The 16,919-nt window shown below is 63.7% G+C and carries 9 protein-coding genes; 6 read left to right on the forward strand and 3 right to left on the reverse strand.

The annotated features are described in order from the left end of the window. Positions 1 to 393: 393 nt before the first annotated feature. From AC0C6X_RS02630 to AC0C6X_RS02650, 5 genes are all read left to right on the forward strand, one after another. Positions 394 to 7,902: a type I polyketide synthase gene (locus tag AC0C6X_RS02630; protein WP_472951771.1), complete on the forward strand. Its 7,509-nt coding sequence runs from the start codon at positions 394 to 396 to the stop codon at positions 7,900 to 7,902. Continuing rightward, entirely contained in the window at positions 7,899 to 9,314 is a 1,416-nt protein-coding gene (locus tag AC0C6X_RS02635; protein WP_247958130.1) for an aminotransferase class I/II-fold pyridoxal phosphate-dependent enzyme, read from the forward strand. The genes AC0C6X_RS02630 and AC0C6X_RS02635 overlap by 4 nt, the downstream gene beginning before the upstream one ends. Before the next feature lie 95 nt (positions 9,315 to 9,409). Further along, positions 9,410 to 10,249 carry an SDR family oxidoreductase gene (locus AC0C6X_RS02640; protein WP_173515550.1) on the forward strand — a complete coding sequence of 280 codons (840 nt, stop codon included), beginning with the start codon at positions 9,410 to 9,412 and terminating at the stop codon, positions 10,247 to 10,249. 97 nt (positions 10,250 to 10,346) lie between these two features. Further along, a complete protein-coding gene (locus AC0C6X_RS02645; RefSeq protein WP_173515549.1) occupies positions 10,347 to 11,939 on the forward strand; it encodes an LTA synthase family protein in 1,593 nt (530 codons plus the stop codon). Between the two features lie 31 nt (positions 11,940 to 11,970). Beyond that, on the forward strand, positions 11,971 to 13,281 hold the full coding sequence (locus tag AC0C6X_RS02650; RefSeq protein ID WP_472951774.1) for a capsule biosynthesis protein: 1,311 nt from the start codon (positions 11,971 to 11,973) through the stop codon (positions 13,279 to 13,281). On the opposite strand, the gene AC0C6X_RS02655 is transcribed toward AC0C6X_RS02650, so the two are convergent. Beyond that, complete coding sequence (locus AC0C6X_RS02655; RefSeq protein WP_173515547.1) at positions 13,265 to 14,449, reverse strand: MFS transporter; 1,185 nt, start codon at positions 14,447 to 14,449, stop codon at positions 13,265 to 13,267. The two genes, AC0C6X_RS02650 and AC0C6X_RS02655, sit on opposite strands and share 17 nt — an antisense overlap. Before the next feature lie 48 nt (positions 14,450 to 14,497). Between AC0C6X_RS02655 and AC0C6X_RS02660 the strand changes: the two genes are divergently transcribed. Beyond that, positions 14,498 to 15,022: an Lrp/AsnC family transcriptional regulator gene (locus tag AC0C6X_RS02660; RefSeq protein WP_173515546.1), complete on the forward strand. Its 525-nt coding sequence runs from the start codon at positions 14,498 to 14,500 to the stop codon at positions 15,020 to 15,022. A 52-nt stretch (positions 15,023 to 15,074) separates the two neighbouring features. On the opposite strand, the gene AC0C6X_RS02665 is transcribed toward AC0C6X_RS02660, so the two are convergent. Continuing rightward, entirely contained in the window at positions 15,075 to 16,085 is a 1,011-nt protein-coding gene (locus AC0C6X_RS02665) for a KpsF/GutQ family sugar-phosphate isomerase (RefSeq protein WP_173515545.1), read from the reverse strand. Positions 16,086 to 16,230: 145 nt separating this feature from the next. Beyond that, positions 16,231 to 16,686: an RrF2 family transcriptional regulator gene (locus AC0C6X_RS02670; protein WP_173515544.1), complete on the reverse strand. Its 456-nt coding sequence runs from the start codon at positions 16,684 to 16,686 to the stop codon at positions 16,231 to 16,233. Between the last annotated feature and the right edge of the window lie 233 nt (positions 16,687 to 16,919).

A 16,919-nucleotide genomic window follows, 5' to 3' on the forward strand; every position in this document is an offset into this window, starting at 1 on the left:
ATTCGACACAGCCATGATTTTACTCACAGTTCCGCGCCGCATCATCTCCCGACCGGGAATTCGCCGGTCTCTGAAAAGCACAATCGCCGTCCCACAACAAGTCACCCGAAGACCAAGACGGCCAAAATATTTGGGGCCGCGTCTTTCTGGTCATACCTTCTCTACCTTGAGCGTGGTTTATCGCCCTATCCGCCTTGGACTGGCGTTGACAGCGTGTATATCTTCAGTCTTTAGGGTTGAAAGCTAGGGACTTTAAGTTAAAAGCTGACTAATGAGGCGGAACGAATATAGCTGGGGAAAGCCCCGCAGCATGACGATTGGCGATTGCATTTCGTCCCTCGACACGCAATCGCAGATGCAACTTTAACGGCAGTTTAGAGCGTTCGATCATATATGGCTGTTGAGATTATTGGGCGTGCATGCCTCGCCCCTGGAGCAGAATCGCCTTCGGCGTTGTTCAAACTTCTTCGTCAGGGCAAGTGCACCGTCACCAGCATTCCATCGGATCGCTGGGACGTTGCGCGATTCTGGCATCCGGTCATGGGCACGCAGGGCAAGACCTATTCCTTCGCCGCCGGCGTCCTGGACCAGCTCTATGATTTCGACCCTGCCGTGTTCGGCATGTCGCAGCGCGAAGCCATGTATATGGATCCGCAGCAGCGCGTATTGCTGCAACTCGCCTGGCGCGCGCTCGAAGATGCCAACATTTCGACCACCTCGCTGCAGGGTGAGAATGTCGGCGTCTACATCGGCGCATCGAGCCTCGACCACGCCAACCTGACGGTCGAAGATCCGGCGGCCGCCGGCCCTTACTTCATGACCGGCAACACGCTGTCGATCGTATCGAACCGCATCTCGCACATCTTCGGGCTCAGCGGCCCGAGCATGACGGTCGATACCGCCTGCTCTTCCTCGCTGGTCGCGCTGGACCAAGCGATGCGGGCATTGACATTGGGCGAGATCGACACGGCGATCGTCGGTGGCGTCAATATTCTCGCCCATCCCCTGCCCTTCGTTGGCTTTGCGCAGGCGCGCATGCTTTCGCCGGAAGGGCTCTGCCGCGCCTACGACAACGACGGCGCCGGCTATGTGCGCGCCGAAGGCGGCGTTGTCTTCATCCTGCGCCGCTCGGACCGGGCCCGCCGCGAGAAAGACCGCAGCTACGCGCGGATCGTCGCGACCGGGGTGAATTCGGCCGGCCGCACCAACGGCATTTCGCTCCCCTCCCGCGAGGCGCAGGCCAATCTGCTCAGGGCAATCTACGAAGGCAACGGCATCGACGCCAACCAGGTCGCCTTCGTCGAAGGCCACGGCACCGGCACCAAGGTCGGCGATCCCGCCGAAGTCTGGTCGATCGGAACGGTCATCGGCGCGAAGCGCCGGGCACCGGTGCCGATTGGGTCGATCAAGTCGAACATCGGCCACACCGAGCCCGCTTCCGGCCTCTTCGGCATGCTGAAGGCCGTGATGGCGCTCGAAAACAACTATCTGCCGGCCTCGCTGCACTTCGACACGCCGAACGAGCACATCGACTTCGACGGTCTCAACGTGCGCGTCACGGCAAACCCGATCGAGCTCCTGCGGGGAAAACGCGCCCGGCTCGCCGGCATCAATTCCTTCGGCTTCGGCGGTGCCAACGCACATGTCGTCATCAGCGATCCGGAACCGGCCGCCGACGAAGGGACGTCGAACCCGTCGTCTTCCGGCCATGTCTTCCTGGCAAGCGCCCACACGGCATCGAGCCTGGAAGCGCTTCTCAGCGATTACAAGACGGCTTTCGCACATGCTTCCAAGGGTGAGGCGCGCGCAATGATCGCCGCATCGGGTGCAAACCGCACCCATATGCGCCATCGCTTCGCCGCCCGCAGCGACCAGCCCGAAGATATCGTCCGCGCGATCGCCAGCCACCTGGAAAAACCGGGTTCCGGTATCGGCGAGGTCGGCGAAGCCGTCGTCCGCGACGCGAAGGTCGCCTTCGTCTTCTCCGGCAACGGCTCGCAATGGGCCGGCATGGGTGTCGAAGCCTTCCGTGAAAACCTGCATTTCCGCCAGTGTTTCACGTCCGTCAGCGCGCTGTTCAAATTCCACTCCGACATCGCATTGACCGATCTCCTCACCGATCCCGATCTCGACAAGAAGCTTGCCGACACGAAGATCGCGCAGCCGCTGCTCTTCGCGGTCCAGGCTGCCCTCTCCGATTCGCTTGTCGCCATGGGCATCAAGCCGGTCGCGGTGTTCGGCCATTCCGTCGGTGAAATCGCAGCCGCCTACGCCGCCGGCGCGCTGTCGCTCGTCGACGCCGTTTCGATCGTGGCGAAGCGCTCGCTGCATCAGGACCTGCTTGCCGGCAGCGGCACTATGGCCGCCGTTATGCTCGGCGAGGAAGCCGCTCGCGCCTTTGCCGAGGCGCGCGGTCTCGACGACCTCTGCGTCGCCGCGGTCAATGCGCATAACTCCGTGACGATATCGGGACCAGCAGACCAGATCTCGACCTTCCGCGACGCTGCACGCAAGGCGAAGATCCCGGTCCAGATCCTCGACATCAACTATCCCTTCCACCACCCGATCATCGATCGGGCGAAGGACGCCTTCCTCTCCGACATTCCGGACATCGCACCGCGCCGCACCGAGCTCGCCTATCTGTCGACGGTCACGGGCGCCGCCCTCGAGGGCACGCAGCTCGACCCGGACTACTGGTGGAAGAACGTGCGCGAGCCGGTCCGCTTCCAGGCGGCGGCCGAGGCCGCAATCGAGATGGGTTGCCGCCTGTTCATCGAAATTTCGCCGCGCCCGATCCTGTCGTCCTATGTGAAGGAGACGATCAAGCAGGCCGCGGCCCCGGGCATGGTCGTGCCGACCCTCCTGCGGGACGTCGGCGAAACCGGCCAGGATCCGATCTCGGCGGCAATGGCGCGTGCCGTCGCGCACGGCGCGGTCGTCGACACGGCCCGTGTCTTCGGTAAGCGCAACGCATCGATCGCGCTGCCCAGCCTGCCGTTCGAGCCCGTCGAACTGCGCCCCGCAGCTACGACCGACGCCACCGACCTCTTCGGCCGGACTGCCAAGCCCTACCGCCTGACCGGCTGGCGCAGCGACCCGAACAGCGGCAGCTGGAAGAACCACGTCGACGCCCATCTCTTCCCCGACCTCGCCGAACACGTGGTCGACGGCAAGGCGATCCTGCCGGGCAGCGGCTTCATCGAAATCGCCGTTGCGGCCGCGCAGCAGTTCTACGGTAGCGACGAGGTCGAGATCACCAATCTGGAGATCGTTCGTCCGCTGGAGCTCAGCGATACGAAGATCATGGAACTGTCGACGGTGCTTTCGCCGGAGACCGGCGACATCGAGATCCGCTCGCGCGAACGTCTTTCGGAAGACGATTGGGCCGTGCATGCAGTTGCCCGCTGCCGCAAGCCATTGCCGGCCGAGGAGCGCGCCTATCCGTCGCTCGCCGGCTTGGCGAAGACCGCAACGGTCGCGCCTGGGCGCGCCTATGAGACGGCGAAACAGTTCGGCCTCGACTACGGCCCGCGCTTCCAGCTGCTGGCCAAGGCGGTCGCCTATGGCGATCGGCTGGTCGATGTCGAGCTGAAGTCGCCTGATGCGGCCGGCCACCCGCTCATCACCTACGCCTTGAACCCGATCTCCGTCGATGCGACCTTCCACGGTCTCGTCGCCCTCTTCGATCGTTTCACCGGCGACAAGAGCGGCGCCCCCTATATCCCCGTTCGCTTCGGTTCGGTGCGGGTCGTCAACGGCAGCCAGCCGATCGCGCGCGCGATGATCGAGATCGAGCGCGTCAGCGCCAATTCGATCAAGGCGAAATTCCACTTCTTCGACAAGTCGGGCGCACCGGTCGCGCATTTCGAGGATTGCCGCTTCCGCCGGACCTATCTGCGCAAGCACAAGACGCTCGATGCGCTGTCCTTCCACTACGAGGCCGTGCAATCCGAAGCGGCACTGCCGGGCCTGCAGACCAAGTCGCCGGCGCCGATCAAGATCGCCATGCCTGCTGCCCGCGAAGCCGGCGTCGACAACACGACGTTGCTCTTCAATGCGGCCATCTATCGCGCCTGCCAGGAGATTGCCCTCAAGCTCGCCAAGGGCCGATCGACCATCCAAGGCAACAGCCTTCCTGGCGATTTTGCCTTCCAGTGTTTCCTGACGAGCTGCCTCTATGTGCTGGAAGACGCCGGTCTCTGCGAGCACAAGGACGGCATCTGGACTGTTGCTCAAGACTTCAATTTGCCAGGCGTCCCGGAGATCCTGCGCGAACTCTACGGTGAGCGGTCCGACCGCGCCGTCGAGGCGGTGTTGATCAACAATGCCTATGCGGAGGCCCTTGCGCGCCTCGATGCTCTCCAGGCCGGCGACGAGGCTGCCCTTGGCGCCAACTTCATCAGCGATGCCACGCTCGATCATCAGGCCGTCCACTCGGAAGCGAGCCGGGAACGGATGGCATTCGTGCTCGAAGCGCTCGAGAAAGCTCTCACCGCACAACCTGCGGGCGCTCGCCTTCGCATCGTCGAACTCGGCAGCGTTTCGTCCGCCTTCACCCGCCGCCTGGCGACGCTCGCCGAAAAGCACGGCGCAAGCCTCACTGTCTTCGAAGCGCGGGACAACGCCCAGCGTGGCCTTGAGCTCGCCTTCGAGAACGATGCCCATGTGCGCATTCTCAAGAAGAGCGAACTCGCGACGCTGACGTCCTTCGACCTCGTCGTCAGCGCTTCCGATGGGCTCTACAGCCTGATCGAGGACGACGTGGCAGTGCGCACCGCACTTCGCTCGGCGCTGCGCGACACCGGCGGATTGATAGCGGCCGTCAGCGCGCCGTCGCTGTTCAACGATTTCGCCCTCGGACTTTCCGAAGGATGGTTCGCCCGCAGCCAGACTGCGGAATTCCCGATCGGCAATCTTGCGGCCGTGCCGCACTGGCAGAAGTGCCTCGCCGATCTCGATCTGCGCGACGTCAATATCGCCGACCGCGAATGCGCGAGCGGCAATGTCATCCTGCTCGAAGCGCGCGGTGCCGCCGCGGCTTCCGTGACTGCCGAAGCACCGGTGACCGGCGCCTATCTGCTGCTGCAGATCGCGGGCGACAAGGGCAATGCGCCTTCGGCACCGGCTATTCCGGTCGATCTCAGCGGCGACATCGCAGCCGACAAGGCAGCACTCCTCAGCGGCTTCGAGGCCCTTGGCGAACAGCCGCTGCGGGCAATCTTCCTTGCGTCGCCGACCGCTCAACCCCGGGCGGACGATTCCGCTTCGCTGCAGACGCAGACCCTTGCTCTCGGCGCCTTCGCCGAAGCCTTGCGCCAGCATGTCGGCGGAGCCGAACCGACCGGCGATAGCCGCCCGCGGCTCGTGCTCGTCGCGCCGGGCGGAGCGCCGATCGCGAGCCGGGCAACGGGCGCAACGGTTGCAAGCGACGGCGTCAATGCCGGTCTCTGGGCCTTCGCCCGCGTGCTTCAGAACGAATACGAGTTCCTCGATGTGCACGCGCTCGATATCGACGGTTCTCCGACCACGATCGAGCAGATCGCGGCAGCGTCTCCGCTGCTCGGCAGCGCCAGCGCCAACCGTGAGTGGCTGCTCGAGGGAGAAGAGGCGGCGCTTTCCGAAATCCGCGCCGTGCCGGGTCCGATCGACAATGCGCACGCGGCAATCGATAGCTTCCAGGCTGCAACGATCCGCCAGCGCGTCAACTCGCAGGTGGGGAGCATCGACTGGGAGGAAAGCGACATTCCCGCCGCAGGTCCGGGTGAAGTCGTCGTCGCGGTTGCGGCGACCGGCCTCAACTTCCGCGATGTGATGTGGGCGATGGGTCTGCTGCCGGAAGAAGCGCTCGAAGACGGTTTCGCAGGCGCGACGATCGGCATGGAACTCTCCGGCCACGTGATTGCCGTCGGTGCAGGCGTCGACGACCTCGTCGTCGGCGACGCCGTCATGGCGATCGCATCCTCAGCCTTCTCGACCCATGCCGTCGTCTCGCGCGCGGGCGTCGCCAGGCTGCCGCAGTCGGTAAGTCCGGTTGCCGCGGCAACGGTCCCAGTCGCGTTCCTCACGGCCTACTACGCCATGGTCGAACTTGGCCGCATCCAGCCGGATGAGACGATCCTCATCCACGGTGCTGCCGGCGGTGTCGGCCTTGCCGCACTGCAGGTGGCCAAGCTCAAGGGCGCCAAGGTCATCGCCACGGCGGGCACGCGCGAGAAGCGCCGTTTCCTGTCGATGCTCGGCGCCGATCATGTCTTCGATTCCCGCTCGCTCGGCTTTGTCAACGACGTTCGCGCGGTCACGGACGGAGAGGGTGTCGACCTCGTCCTGAACTCGCTCTTTGCCGAAGCCATGGAACAGAGCCTGGCGCTGGTGAAGCCCTTCGGCCGCTTCCTCGAACTCGGCAAGCGCGACTATTATGCCGACAGCAAGATCGGCCTTAGGCCCTTCCGCCGCAATGTCAGCTATTTCGGCATCGACGCCGACCAGTTACTGGTTAACCAGCCGAAGCTCACCAAGCGGATCTTCACCGAAATCGGTGCATTGTTCGAAGAGGGCAAGCTGACGCCGCTTCCCTACCGTGCCTTCGACTTCGACGAAATCGGCAACGCCTTCCGGCTGATGCAGAATGCCGGCCATATCGGCAAGATCGTCGTGCTGCCTCCGGTTGCGGGCAAGCATCGCGTCGCCAAGCGCCCGCATGGCGGCGTGAAGGTCGATCCGAACGGCATGCATCTCGTCGTCGGCGGCATCGGTGGCTTTGGTCTCGCTGCTGCCAACTGGCTCGTCGAAAAGGGAGCGACGAAGATTGCGCTCTGCTCGCGCCGCGGGCAGGCGGATGCCGAAACGACGGCGATGATCGAAGCCTGGGCGAAGGCCGGTGTCTCAGCCACCGTGCACGCCTGTGACGTCACCGATCCGGCGGCGACAGAGCGTCTCCTGAAAGAGTTGCGCGCGATTGCACCGCTCCGCTCGATCGTCCACGCCGCGATGGTGCTCGACGACGCGCTGATCAGCAATCTCAATCGCGAGCGCAACCGCCCGGTCATCGACACGAAGGCCAAGGGTGCCGCTGTCCTCGATCGGCTCACCAACGAGGACAAGCTCGACAACTTCATCCTGTTCTCGTCGGCGACGACACTCGTCGGCAACCCCGGTCAGGCCAACTACGTCGCCGCCAACGGCTATCTCGAAGGCCTCGCCCGCGCCCGTCGCGCCCGCGGCCTTGCGGGTCTTGCCGTCGGCTTCGGTGCGATCGCCGACAAGGGTTACCTGGTCCAGAACACGGATGTGAACGATCTGCTTGCCAAGCGCATCGGCAAGACGGCGCTGAAGGCACAGACGGCCCTCGACATGGTCGAGAGCCACCTGGCCTTCGATCCGGGCACCGTCGATGCGGCGGTGGTGATGATCTCGGAGATCGACTGGTCGGCCGCGCGCAACCTGCCGGTCGCGCGCAACGCCCTCTTCGAAGTCATCCTTCGCAGCGCCGACCAGCACGCCACCGGCGGCGAAGGCGCCCAGATGGATCTCGTGGCGATGATCGAAGGCAAGTCGCCGCAGGAAGCCGAGGACATTCTCTTCGACCTCGTCGCCGGAGAGATCGCTGCGATCCTGCGCGTGTCGAAGGATACGGTCACGCGCGCCAAGGTGCTGAAGGAAATCGGCCTCGACAGCCTGATGGCGGTCGAACTCGGCATGAGCTTCCAGCAGAACACCGGCTTCGACATGCCGCTTAGCGGCGTCGCGGACAACACGACAGTTGGCGATGTCGCCCGCAAGCTCTATGAAAAGGTGAGCAAGCGCGACCAGAGCGACGATGCCGAGCCCGCCGACGACAAGATCGTCAGCGAACTCGCGCAGCGCCATGTCGGAACGGCGAAGGAAAAAGCACAGAGCCAATGAGCACGAACGGAAACGGCCCAGGCGCATCCAAGATGACCAGCAGCCTCAAGGAGAACCTGCTGGACCGGATGAGAAACACGCATCAATCCTCCGAGCGCAACCGCATGGCGCGCTCGGAGCGGGAGATGCCGCCGCCGGCGCGCCGGCAGCAGGCCCGTTTCGAAGACCTGCCGGAATACAAGCAGGTGATGACTCAGAAGTTCGCCAGTGAACAGCTCGGTATCGCCAATCCGTTCTATCGCGCGCATCAGACCGCCGCCGGGGCGACCACCGTCATCGACGGCCGCAAGCTGATCAACTTCGCCTCCTACGACTATCTCGGCCTCAACCGCCATGCGGAGGTTCTGGCAAAGGCAAAGGACACGATCGGCACCTTTGGGATCTCCGCCTCGGCGAGCCGTCTCGTCGCCGGCGAGCGGCCCGTGCATGTGGCGCTCGAAGAGAAGATCGCAAGCTTCTACGGCGTCGATGCCGCCGTCTGTTTTGTCAGCGGCTATCTGACCAACGTCGCCGCCATCAGCTGCCTGATGGGCCCGAAGGATCTCGTCGTCCATGACGAATTCATCCACAACAGCGCTCTTGCCGGCATCAAGCTCTCTGGCGCGACCCGGCGGCTATTCAAGCACAACGATGTCGCCGATCTCGAGCACGTGCTGCGCACCGTCGCCGGCGACTATCGCCGCATCATGGTCATCGTCGAGGGCATCTATTCGATGGACGGCGATGTCGCCGACCTGCCGGCTCTTCTGAAGCTGCGGGCCGAGTACGGGTTCTGGCTGATGGTCGACGAGGCGCACTCGCTCGGCGTCCTCGGCAAGACCGGCCGCGGGCTTGCCGAGCATTTCGGCGTCGATCCGCACGAGATCGACATCTGGATGGGCACGCTTTCAAAGACCACGTCGAGCTGCGGCGGCTACATCGCCGGCAGCGAGGCGCTGGTCGAGGTGCTGAAGGCATCCGCCGGCGGCTTCGTCTACAGCGTCGGGCTTGCGCCCGTGCTGGCGGCGGCCGCGACCGCGAGCCTGGACGTGCTGGAGCGCGAACCGGCGCGAACGGCGGCGCTGCGCCGCAATGGCGCTCTCTTCCTGAAGCTTGCCAAGGAAGCGGGCCTCGACACCGGCCTCTCCAGCGGCTTCTCCGTCGTGCCGGTTATCGTCGGCGATTCCCTGCGGGCCGTTCAGCTGTCGAACGACCTGCTTGCCGAAGGGGTCAATGCACTGCCGATCATCCATCCGGCGGTGCCCGAGGGGCTTGCGCGCCTGCGCTTCTTCATCACCAGCGACCATACGGAAGAGCAGATCCGCCGGACCGTAACGCTGACGGCGGAACGGCTGACGGACCTCACCGAGCGCAATTTCGGACTGGGCGGCATCGACATCGATCAGATGATGAAGGCACTCTCGGCGCGCTGACCCGAGATCAGCATCGCCACCGCATTGTTTTCGCGCAATTCCGAACGCAAAGCGCTTCGGACTTTCCTGGAATTGCTCTTGAGCGGGATATCAGCATGACGCATGTGATCATCACCGGTGGCTCGAGCGGGATCGGATTTGCAGTTGCATCGATCTACGCGGCTCGGGGCGCCCGCGTCTCGCTGATCGCGCGCTCTCTCGACCTTTTGGAACGGGCGCACGCGGACCTCGCCCAATTGAGCGGGGGCGTCGCCGACAATATCGGGATCGAGGCTGCGGATGTCGCCTCGGAAGACGAGCTCACAGCTGCGGTCCGGCGATGTGAAGCTGCCTTCGGAGCGTGCGACATCCTCATCACATCGGCCGGCATCGTCGAGCCAGGACGCTTCGAGGAGCTCGACAGCGCTTCATTCCGGCGCCAGATCGAAACCAATTTCTCCGGCACGGTGCATGCGGTCCGTGCGGTTTATGACGGCATGAAGCGACGTGGCCATGGCCGGATCATGATGATCTCATCCGGCGCGGGCCTCATCGGCATCTATGGCTATTCCGCCTATTGCGCCTCGAAGTTCGCGCTCCACGGCTTCGCTCAGGCGCTGCGGTCGGAAGCCCATGCCCACGGCGTCGGCGTCTCCGTGTGTTTTCCGCCGGATACGGAGACACCGCAGTTTCAGCGCGAGTTCGCAAGCCGGCCCGCGGAAGCGGCCAAAATCATGGGCACGGTCCGTCCCTGGCCGGCGGATGCCGTGGCGAAGACGATCGCCAGGGGGATCGATCGTGGGCGGTTCGAAGTCTATTTCGGCACCACGCTCTTTCTGCTCGGTCGCTTCGCGCCCGCCATCCGCCCCTTGCTCAACTGGTGGTTCGACAGGGCAATCGCGCGTGGCGGCAACACCGCGGTGCATAATGGTGGAGTGTCGGAGCGACGGACCTGACAGCGCTTGTACGACCAAGCGATAAGATTTAAGTGTCGGGCGGATGCTGTGCCGCATGAAGCGGCGTCGGCCGGCATGAAGACATGAAGGTTTCCGCTTGGCGTTGCTTCCCTTTCAACTGCACGACTACCCCATAACACTGACGCTTAGTTGTTATCTGCTGTCCTGTGCAGTGATCTTCTTCACCGACCGATTTGCGCTTCCGAAGCGGGAGCGGCGCGCCCATCCCTCGCCCTTCGGGCGGACACAGGACGTGGTCGACGCGCTCGCGCGCCTGCCGGTCATCGCGCTGGTCTTTGCCGGTTTCTTCGCCGGCTCATGGCGACCGCTTTATGCCGCAGCCGGCACGATGAGCTTCTTCATCATCTTCACCGGCATTTCCCGCGCCAAGTTCAAGTTTATCCGCGAACCGCTGATCTTCTCGGATATCGCGCTCGTCGTCGACGTGTTCAAATACAAGACGATATTCTACGCAAGCTCTTTGAACGTCGTCTTCTGGACCGTCGCCTTCCTCTATGTCTTCGGCGTGTCCGGCCTCTATATGTATTTCGAGCCGGCCATCCTGCCGGACCGGGGCAAACTGTTCTGGATCCTGCTGATGCTCGGGATCGCCTACGGTCCATGGCTCCTATTGTTCTACGGACCGGTCAACCGGCCCACGGCAGCGCTGGTGCAAAGGCTGCTGAAGGTGCTCGACGTCAAGATGAACACGGTGCGTTTCGGCACCTTCGGCTCGGTCGTCTTCCGCTTCATCGTCTGGCTCGGCGTCCGGCGGGAGAAGATCGTCGCGGAACTTTCGGAGATCGTCAGAGCCGCCGTGCACGACCTCATCGGCGATGACGGCTCACCGCTGATCGTCGTCTGGCAGTCCGAATCCTTCATCGACATGCGGCACTTCGGCGTCGAGACCTTGAAGATGCCGACGCTGGACCGGCTGCGGCGCGAGGCGGTGCAATGGGGCCGGCTGAGCAGCGTTTTCGAAGGCGGCTATACGCTGCGCACGGAGTTCGCGGTCATCAGCGGCCTCGTGCCTGACGACATCCACGTCGACGCCAGCTACCCCTATCTCAGGGCCTCGCATTATGCCGACGTGGTCTGGCCCGGAAAGATGAAGCGTGCCGGTTGGAACACGCATTTCATCCATCCCTATGACCGCACCTTCTTCCTCCGGCACAAGGCAATGCCGCAGCTCGGCTTTTCGAAGCTGACAATGCTCGACGGTTTCGACCATCGACCCGAGAGAGACGGGCCATACGTCTCCGATGAGAAACTCGCGGCCAAGGTGATCGACGCATGCGATAAGCTGCCGGAGGACGAAAGCGGCTTCGTCTTCGTCGCATCCATGGCCAATCACGGCCCATGGGAGCCGGGTCGCGTCGGTGATCTTACCAAACCCGTCGATATCTATCTGGCCATTCTGGAACAATCCGACGCGGCGCTGAACACGCTGAGCGAGCACCTCGACAAGCTGGATCGCCCGGTCTGGCTGGTCTTCTACGGCGACCATGCGCCGCTGCTCAAGTCCTTTGCCGACCCCTTCCCCGACCCGCGCACCGACTACCTGATCGTGCCGCTTGCCAAGGCAAAGTCGTCCTCCCACAAGCCGGTGGAGCCGAGCAACGTCGAAGCCTGGAATCTGATCGAGGCCCTGCTCAACCACGCCAACCTCAGAAAGGATACGCTGCGGTAGCGGCGGTGGTGGACGGATGGAAAACGCTTCGATGACATCGGCTGGAGCGATCGATCGGCCAAAGCGACGGGTGTTCCTGTTCCTGCAGGGCCCGTCCTCGCCGATCTTCCGCAAGATCGCCGATCGGCTCGAAGCACGCGGGCACACCTGCCTGAAGATCAACCTCAATGTCGGCGACCAGATCATCTGGGGCCGCAAGGGTGCCTCCAACTATCGCGGCACGGCAGCCGACTGGCCGGCCTATCTCGAGGCGTTCATCGCACGCCATGGCGTCACCGATATGCTGCTGCTCGGCGAGGAACGCGCCTACCACCAGGCGGCAACCAAGGTCGCGCGCCGCAGAGGTGTCGCAGTCGCTATCGTCGAAATGGGATACCTTCGGCCGGACTGGCTGACGCTCGAGCGCGACGGCATGTCCTCGAATTCGCATTTCCCCTCCGACCCCGCACGGATTCTTGCGGCGGCAGCGGGCGTGCCAGAGCCGGACTGGCGCAAGCATTACAGCCAGACGTTCCTGGCGGATGCGAGCTACGACCTGCTCTACAATCTGCCAAACGTCTTTCTCTGGTTCCTCTTTCCGCACTATCGGCGCCACGCGATCTTCCATCCGCTTGCCGAATATGCGGGCTGGATCCGCCGGCTTCTGTCCGAAAAGAAACGCAACGCCGAAGCCGAGGCGACCGTTGCCAGACTACTTTCGGAAGACGCCCCCTATTTCGTCTATCCGCTGCAGCTCGAAACCGATTTCCAGCTCAGGGCACATTCGCCGTATCTCAGCCAGAAGGACGCGATTGCCGAGGTCCTCGGTTCCTTCGCAGCCTTCGCTGCCAATGACGCGCGCCTCGTCTTCAAGGTGCATCCGCTCGACAATGATCTGATCCCCTGGCGCAGGATCGTCGAAGAACGAGCGGCCGTCCTCGGCCTGAACGGCCGCGTCTTCTATCTCGACGGCGGCAATCTCGATACGCTTGGAGAGGCAAGCGCAGGCATGGTCACGGTCAATTCGACTGCGGGCCTGCACGCGCTGAAGCAGGGCCGGCCGGTGAAGGTGCTCGGCACAGCGGTGTTCGACATCGCAGGGCTGACCGACCAGCAGCCGCTCGACGCTTTCTGGCGCGCACCGCAGACGCCGCAAGCGGAATTGGCCAACGCGATGTTCCGTCTGCTCGCAGCCTCAATCCAGGTACGCGGCAATCTCTATTCGCGCGCGGGAACCGATGCCGGCGCTGACGCGATTGCCGAGCGGCTGCACGAAAACAGCCTCAATCAGCCAGGCGCTTTCGTCGACCCGCCGCCGCGCCGAAAGCCGGAAAAGCGGCCGAGGATCACCCCTCCCCTGTGAAGAAAGCGGTGGCGACGGCGAAAGCGGCCAACAGCATCAAGCAGGCGGCGGCCAAAGGCAGCACGAAGAAAGCTGCCCGGGCATAGATGGCACCGAAGCCTATCGTGCCGACAAAGAGGGCGAGATAGGTGACCCCGCTGTTCAGCCCCATGATCGCGCCGCGCCTGGCTGGATCGAGCCTCGTGAGCCGCATGATGAGCACGTTCAATCCGAAATGATTGGCAAGCCCCCAAAGGAAGACGACGGCCAGCATGCCGGCATAGGAACCGCTCGCCACGGCCATCGCAACATAAACGCCCCCCACTGCCAGGAAGATCAACGGCAACAATCGACCCGCGCCAAAGCGATCGATCAGGCGGTCGAGGAACGCGGCGGCGCCAAACCCGAAGCCGTAGGAAACGGCGATGAGACCGTTGGCGGTGACAGGCAGGCCGAGTGCGGCATGCAGATGCTCGCCGATATAGGCGTAGACGCCGTAGAAGGCGGCCATGAAGGCGGCGCAGGCGACCAGAAGCGGCGCGACGCCGCGAACATTTAGCGCTGCCAGCGGCGATGTCACTCTGCCGGTGGCGCCCTCCTGCACGGCCGCAAACTTGACGACGGCGCAGGCGATCATCGTCGCGACGGCGACAATGACATAGACCATGCGCCAACCGGCAAGATCGGCAATCGCTGCCGATAGCGGCACGCCTGCCACCATGCTGAGCGTCCAGCCGGTCAGCACCAGGCCGATCGTCTCGCTCTCACGCCCGGCCGGCGCAATGACCGAGGCCAGCGTATAGATCGATGGCAGTGCAATGCCTGCGGCGAGACCGACGACGAGCTGTGCGGCGACAAGGAACGCAAGCGACGGCGCAAGCGCACTGCCGCCGAGCCCCGTCGCCAGAAGCAGGAGGGCCGCAGCCAACATGCGGCGCGGGCCGTAACGGTCGATGAAGCGGCCAAGAAAGACCGCACTTACGGCCGTGCCAAGGCCAAAAGCGGCGGAGGCCGTCATGACGCCGGGAACGTCGGCGCCGAGGCTTCGCGCCACTTCCGGCGCGATCGGCCCAAGCGCGAGCGAGTTGGAACCGATGACGCCGATGCAGATGGTGAGCACATAGGCAAAGGGCGAGATACGCGCCCTGTCCATGGATCGATCAGAAATGGATTGATTGATGTTCGTCATTCCCTCATGTTTACAGAATGAAATTCAGCAGCAAGAGGAAAGATCGGAATGGATCAAAATACAGATGACGTTCGGCGGAAGCGTCCGCTGGAGCGCGACCTCGACGCGATGGACCGAAAGCTATTAGGCGTTCTGGTCGAGGACGCGACGACGAGCTACGTCGAGCTTGGCGAACGGGTGGGACTTTCGCCGCCGGCGGCGCATGAACGCGTGAAGCGCCTCAGGCGTTCGGGAGCGATCCGCCGTGTCGCGGCGCTGATCGATCCCGAGGCCGTCGGCAAGACGTTGCTCGCCTTCGTCCATGTCGACACGACCGGTTGGGGGAAGACGCAGGCACTGCTTGCCATCGAGGAATACCCGGAGGTGGAAGAGATCCACTCGGTCGCCGGCGACACCTGCATGCTGCTCAAGGTCCGCACCGAAAACACGCACGCGCTCGAGGGGCTGCTGGCGCGCCTCTACGACACGCCAGGCGTCAAGGCGACGCGAAGCTACGTAGTGCTTTCAACCTATCTGGAGCGACCGGTGCAGCCGGCCACGACGAGCGACTGGCCCGCCGTGGTGAAAGACTAAGGCAGCCTCCGCGAGGCGCACGGCGATCGCAGCCTCTTGCTACCGCAAGCGCTCAGACGACACCGGCGCGCAGCAGGTCGTGAATATGCAGGATGCTGACGGGCGCTCCGCCATCGTCGACGACGAACAGCACCGTGACCTTGTGCTGCTGCATGAACTCCATGGCGCCGCTCGCAAGCACGTCGCCGCGGATCACGCGCGGATTGCGCGACATCACCGCTTCGACCGGCTGCAAGAGCAGATCGCCCGACATATGGCGGCGCAGGTCGCCATCGGTGATCACCCCGATCAGCTTGCCGCTGTCCTCGACGATGCCGACGACGCCAAAACCCTTCGACGACATCTCGATGAGGGCCTCGCTCATCGGGCGCCCCGTCTGGAGCAGCGGCATCTGCGCACCCTCGTGCGCCAGCTCGCGGACCAGCCGCAATTGCGCGCCGAGCTTGCCGCCGGGATGGAAAGTCTTGAAGTCTTCCGCCGAAAAACCGCGACGTTCCAGAAGCGCAATCGCCAGGGCATCGCCGACGGCGAGCTGCAGCATGGCGGACGTCGTCGGCGCGAGGCCGTGCGGGCAGGCCTCCTGCACCTTGGGCAGCACGATCGGCACTTCGGAGTTCCGCGCGAGCACGCTGTCGCGGTTCGCACAGATCGAGACGATCGGCACGTTGAAGCGCTTGGCGTAGGTGAGCATGTTGGCGAGCTCGGCCGTCTCTCCCGACCAGGAGAGCAGGATCAGCACATCCTGGGAGGTGACCATGCCGAGGTCGCCGTGGCTCGCTTCCGTCGGATGCACGAAGTAGGCGGAAGTGCCGGTCGATGCCAGGGTCGCGGCGATCTTGCGGCCGATATGGCCGCTCTTGCCGACGCCGGAAACGACGACGCGTCCCTGGCTTTCGCCGATCAGCTCGACGGCATCGACGACGCTGCGGGCAAAGACTTCGTCGGTGCCGAACTGGTCTGCCAGCGCCTTGATGCCGGTCATCGCGGTCGTCAGCGTCCGGCCGATCGACTCCAAAGCCGCAACCGCGGTGCGCTCACGCGCCGATGCTTGTCTCAAACCCATGATGACCCCGATTCTGCGAAGACCTAAGCGGCAGGCTGCAACGCTGCCCGCCAGACCATTGACGGCAGATAAGCGCTTTTTCTTGGCAAACCAAGCCTTGGAAGCAGACTTCGGGGGAAAACTGGCGCGATCGGCGACGTTTTCGTCAGCCGGCCCGCTTTTCTTCCAGCGTTTCGAGAGGCATCGACTTGTCGGCCGCGAATTCCTCGAGCGTCATCGAGTCGAGGATCGCGGCGACGGCGTCGCGCACCGTGGTCATCGACACCCGCACCTGACAGGTCTCAGGATCGTTGCAATCCTCGCAGACCTCATAGGCCGTGCGGCTGGCGCAGCGGATCGGTGCAAGCGGTCCATCGAGCGTCCGGATCACATGCCCGATGCGAATTTCTGAAGCGGGCCGCGACAGCGAGTAACCGCCGCCCGGACCTTTCTTCGAGCGAAGCATGCCGGCATTGCGCAGTTCGAGCAGGATCGTATCCAGGAATTTCTTCGGGATGTTGTTGCGCTGTGCGATCTCGGTGATGAAGGCGGTCTCCCCCGGCTCCAGCCGTGCAAGATCGACCAAAGCCTTCAGTCCGTATTTTCCCTTCTTCGTCAGCATTCCGGCACGCTTTCCCTGCGGCTCCCACGAACGGGAATCATCCGCGCAAATGCAAATATATGTTGGCATAGCACAAGAAACGTACTGCCAACATATAATTATAGTGGGGAATTGGCCGAAGTCGCCGCTGCCGACATCTCTCGCCGAGACTGATACGATGCGGAATGCTTCAGGAAAAACGTTCGCTCCCGGAGAGGGATGCGGGAGGAAAGCCGAAAACGGCCTTCCTCACC

The organism is Ensifer sp. VA4 (assembly GCF_055710065.1).

Bases quoted from the DNA above. Each gene is read 5' to 3' on its own strand.
- AC0C6X_RS02630 (WP_472951771.1), top strand. From the start codon at position 394: ATGGCTGTTGAGATTATTGGGCGTGCATGCCTCGCCCCTGGAGCAGAA.
- AC0C6X_RS02635 (WP_247958130.1), top strand. From the start codon at position 7,899: ATGAGCACGAACGGAAACGGCCCAGGCGCATCCAAGATGACCAGCAGC.
- AC0C6X_RS02640 (WP_173515550.1), top strand. From the start codon at position 9,410: ATGACGCATGTGATCATCACCGGTGGCTCGAGCGGGATCGGATTTGCA.
- AC0C6X_RS02650 (WP_472951774.1), top strand. From the start codon at position 11,971: ATGACATCGGCTGGAGCGATCGATCGGCCAAAGCGACGGGTGTTCCTG.
- AC0C6X_RS02655 (WP_173515547.1), bottom strand. From the start codon at position 14,449: ATGACGAACATCAATCAATCCATTTCTGATCGATCCATGGACAGGGCG.
- AC0C6X_RS02660 (WP_173515546.1), top strand. From the start codon at position 14,498: ATGGATCAAAATACAGATGACGTTCGGCGGAAGCGTCCGCTGGAGCGC.
- AC0C6X_RS02665 (WP_173515545.1), bottom strand. From the start codon at position 16,085: ATGGGTTTGAGACAAGCATCGGCGCGTGAGCGCACCGCGGTTGCGGCT.
- AC0C6X_RS02670 (WP_173515544.1), bottom strand. From the start codon at position 16,686: ATGCTGACGAAGAAGGGAAAATACGGACTGAAGGCTTTGGTCGATCTT.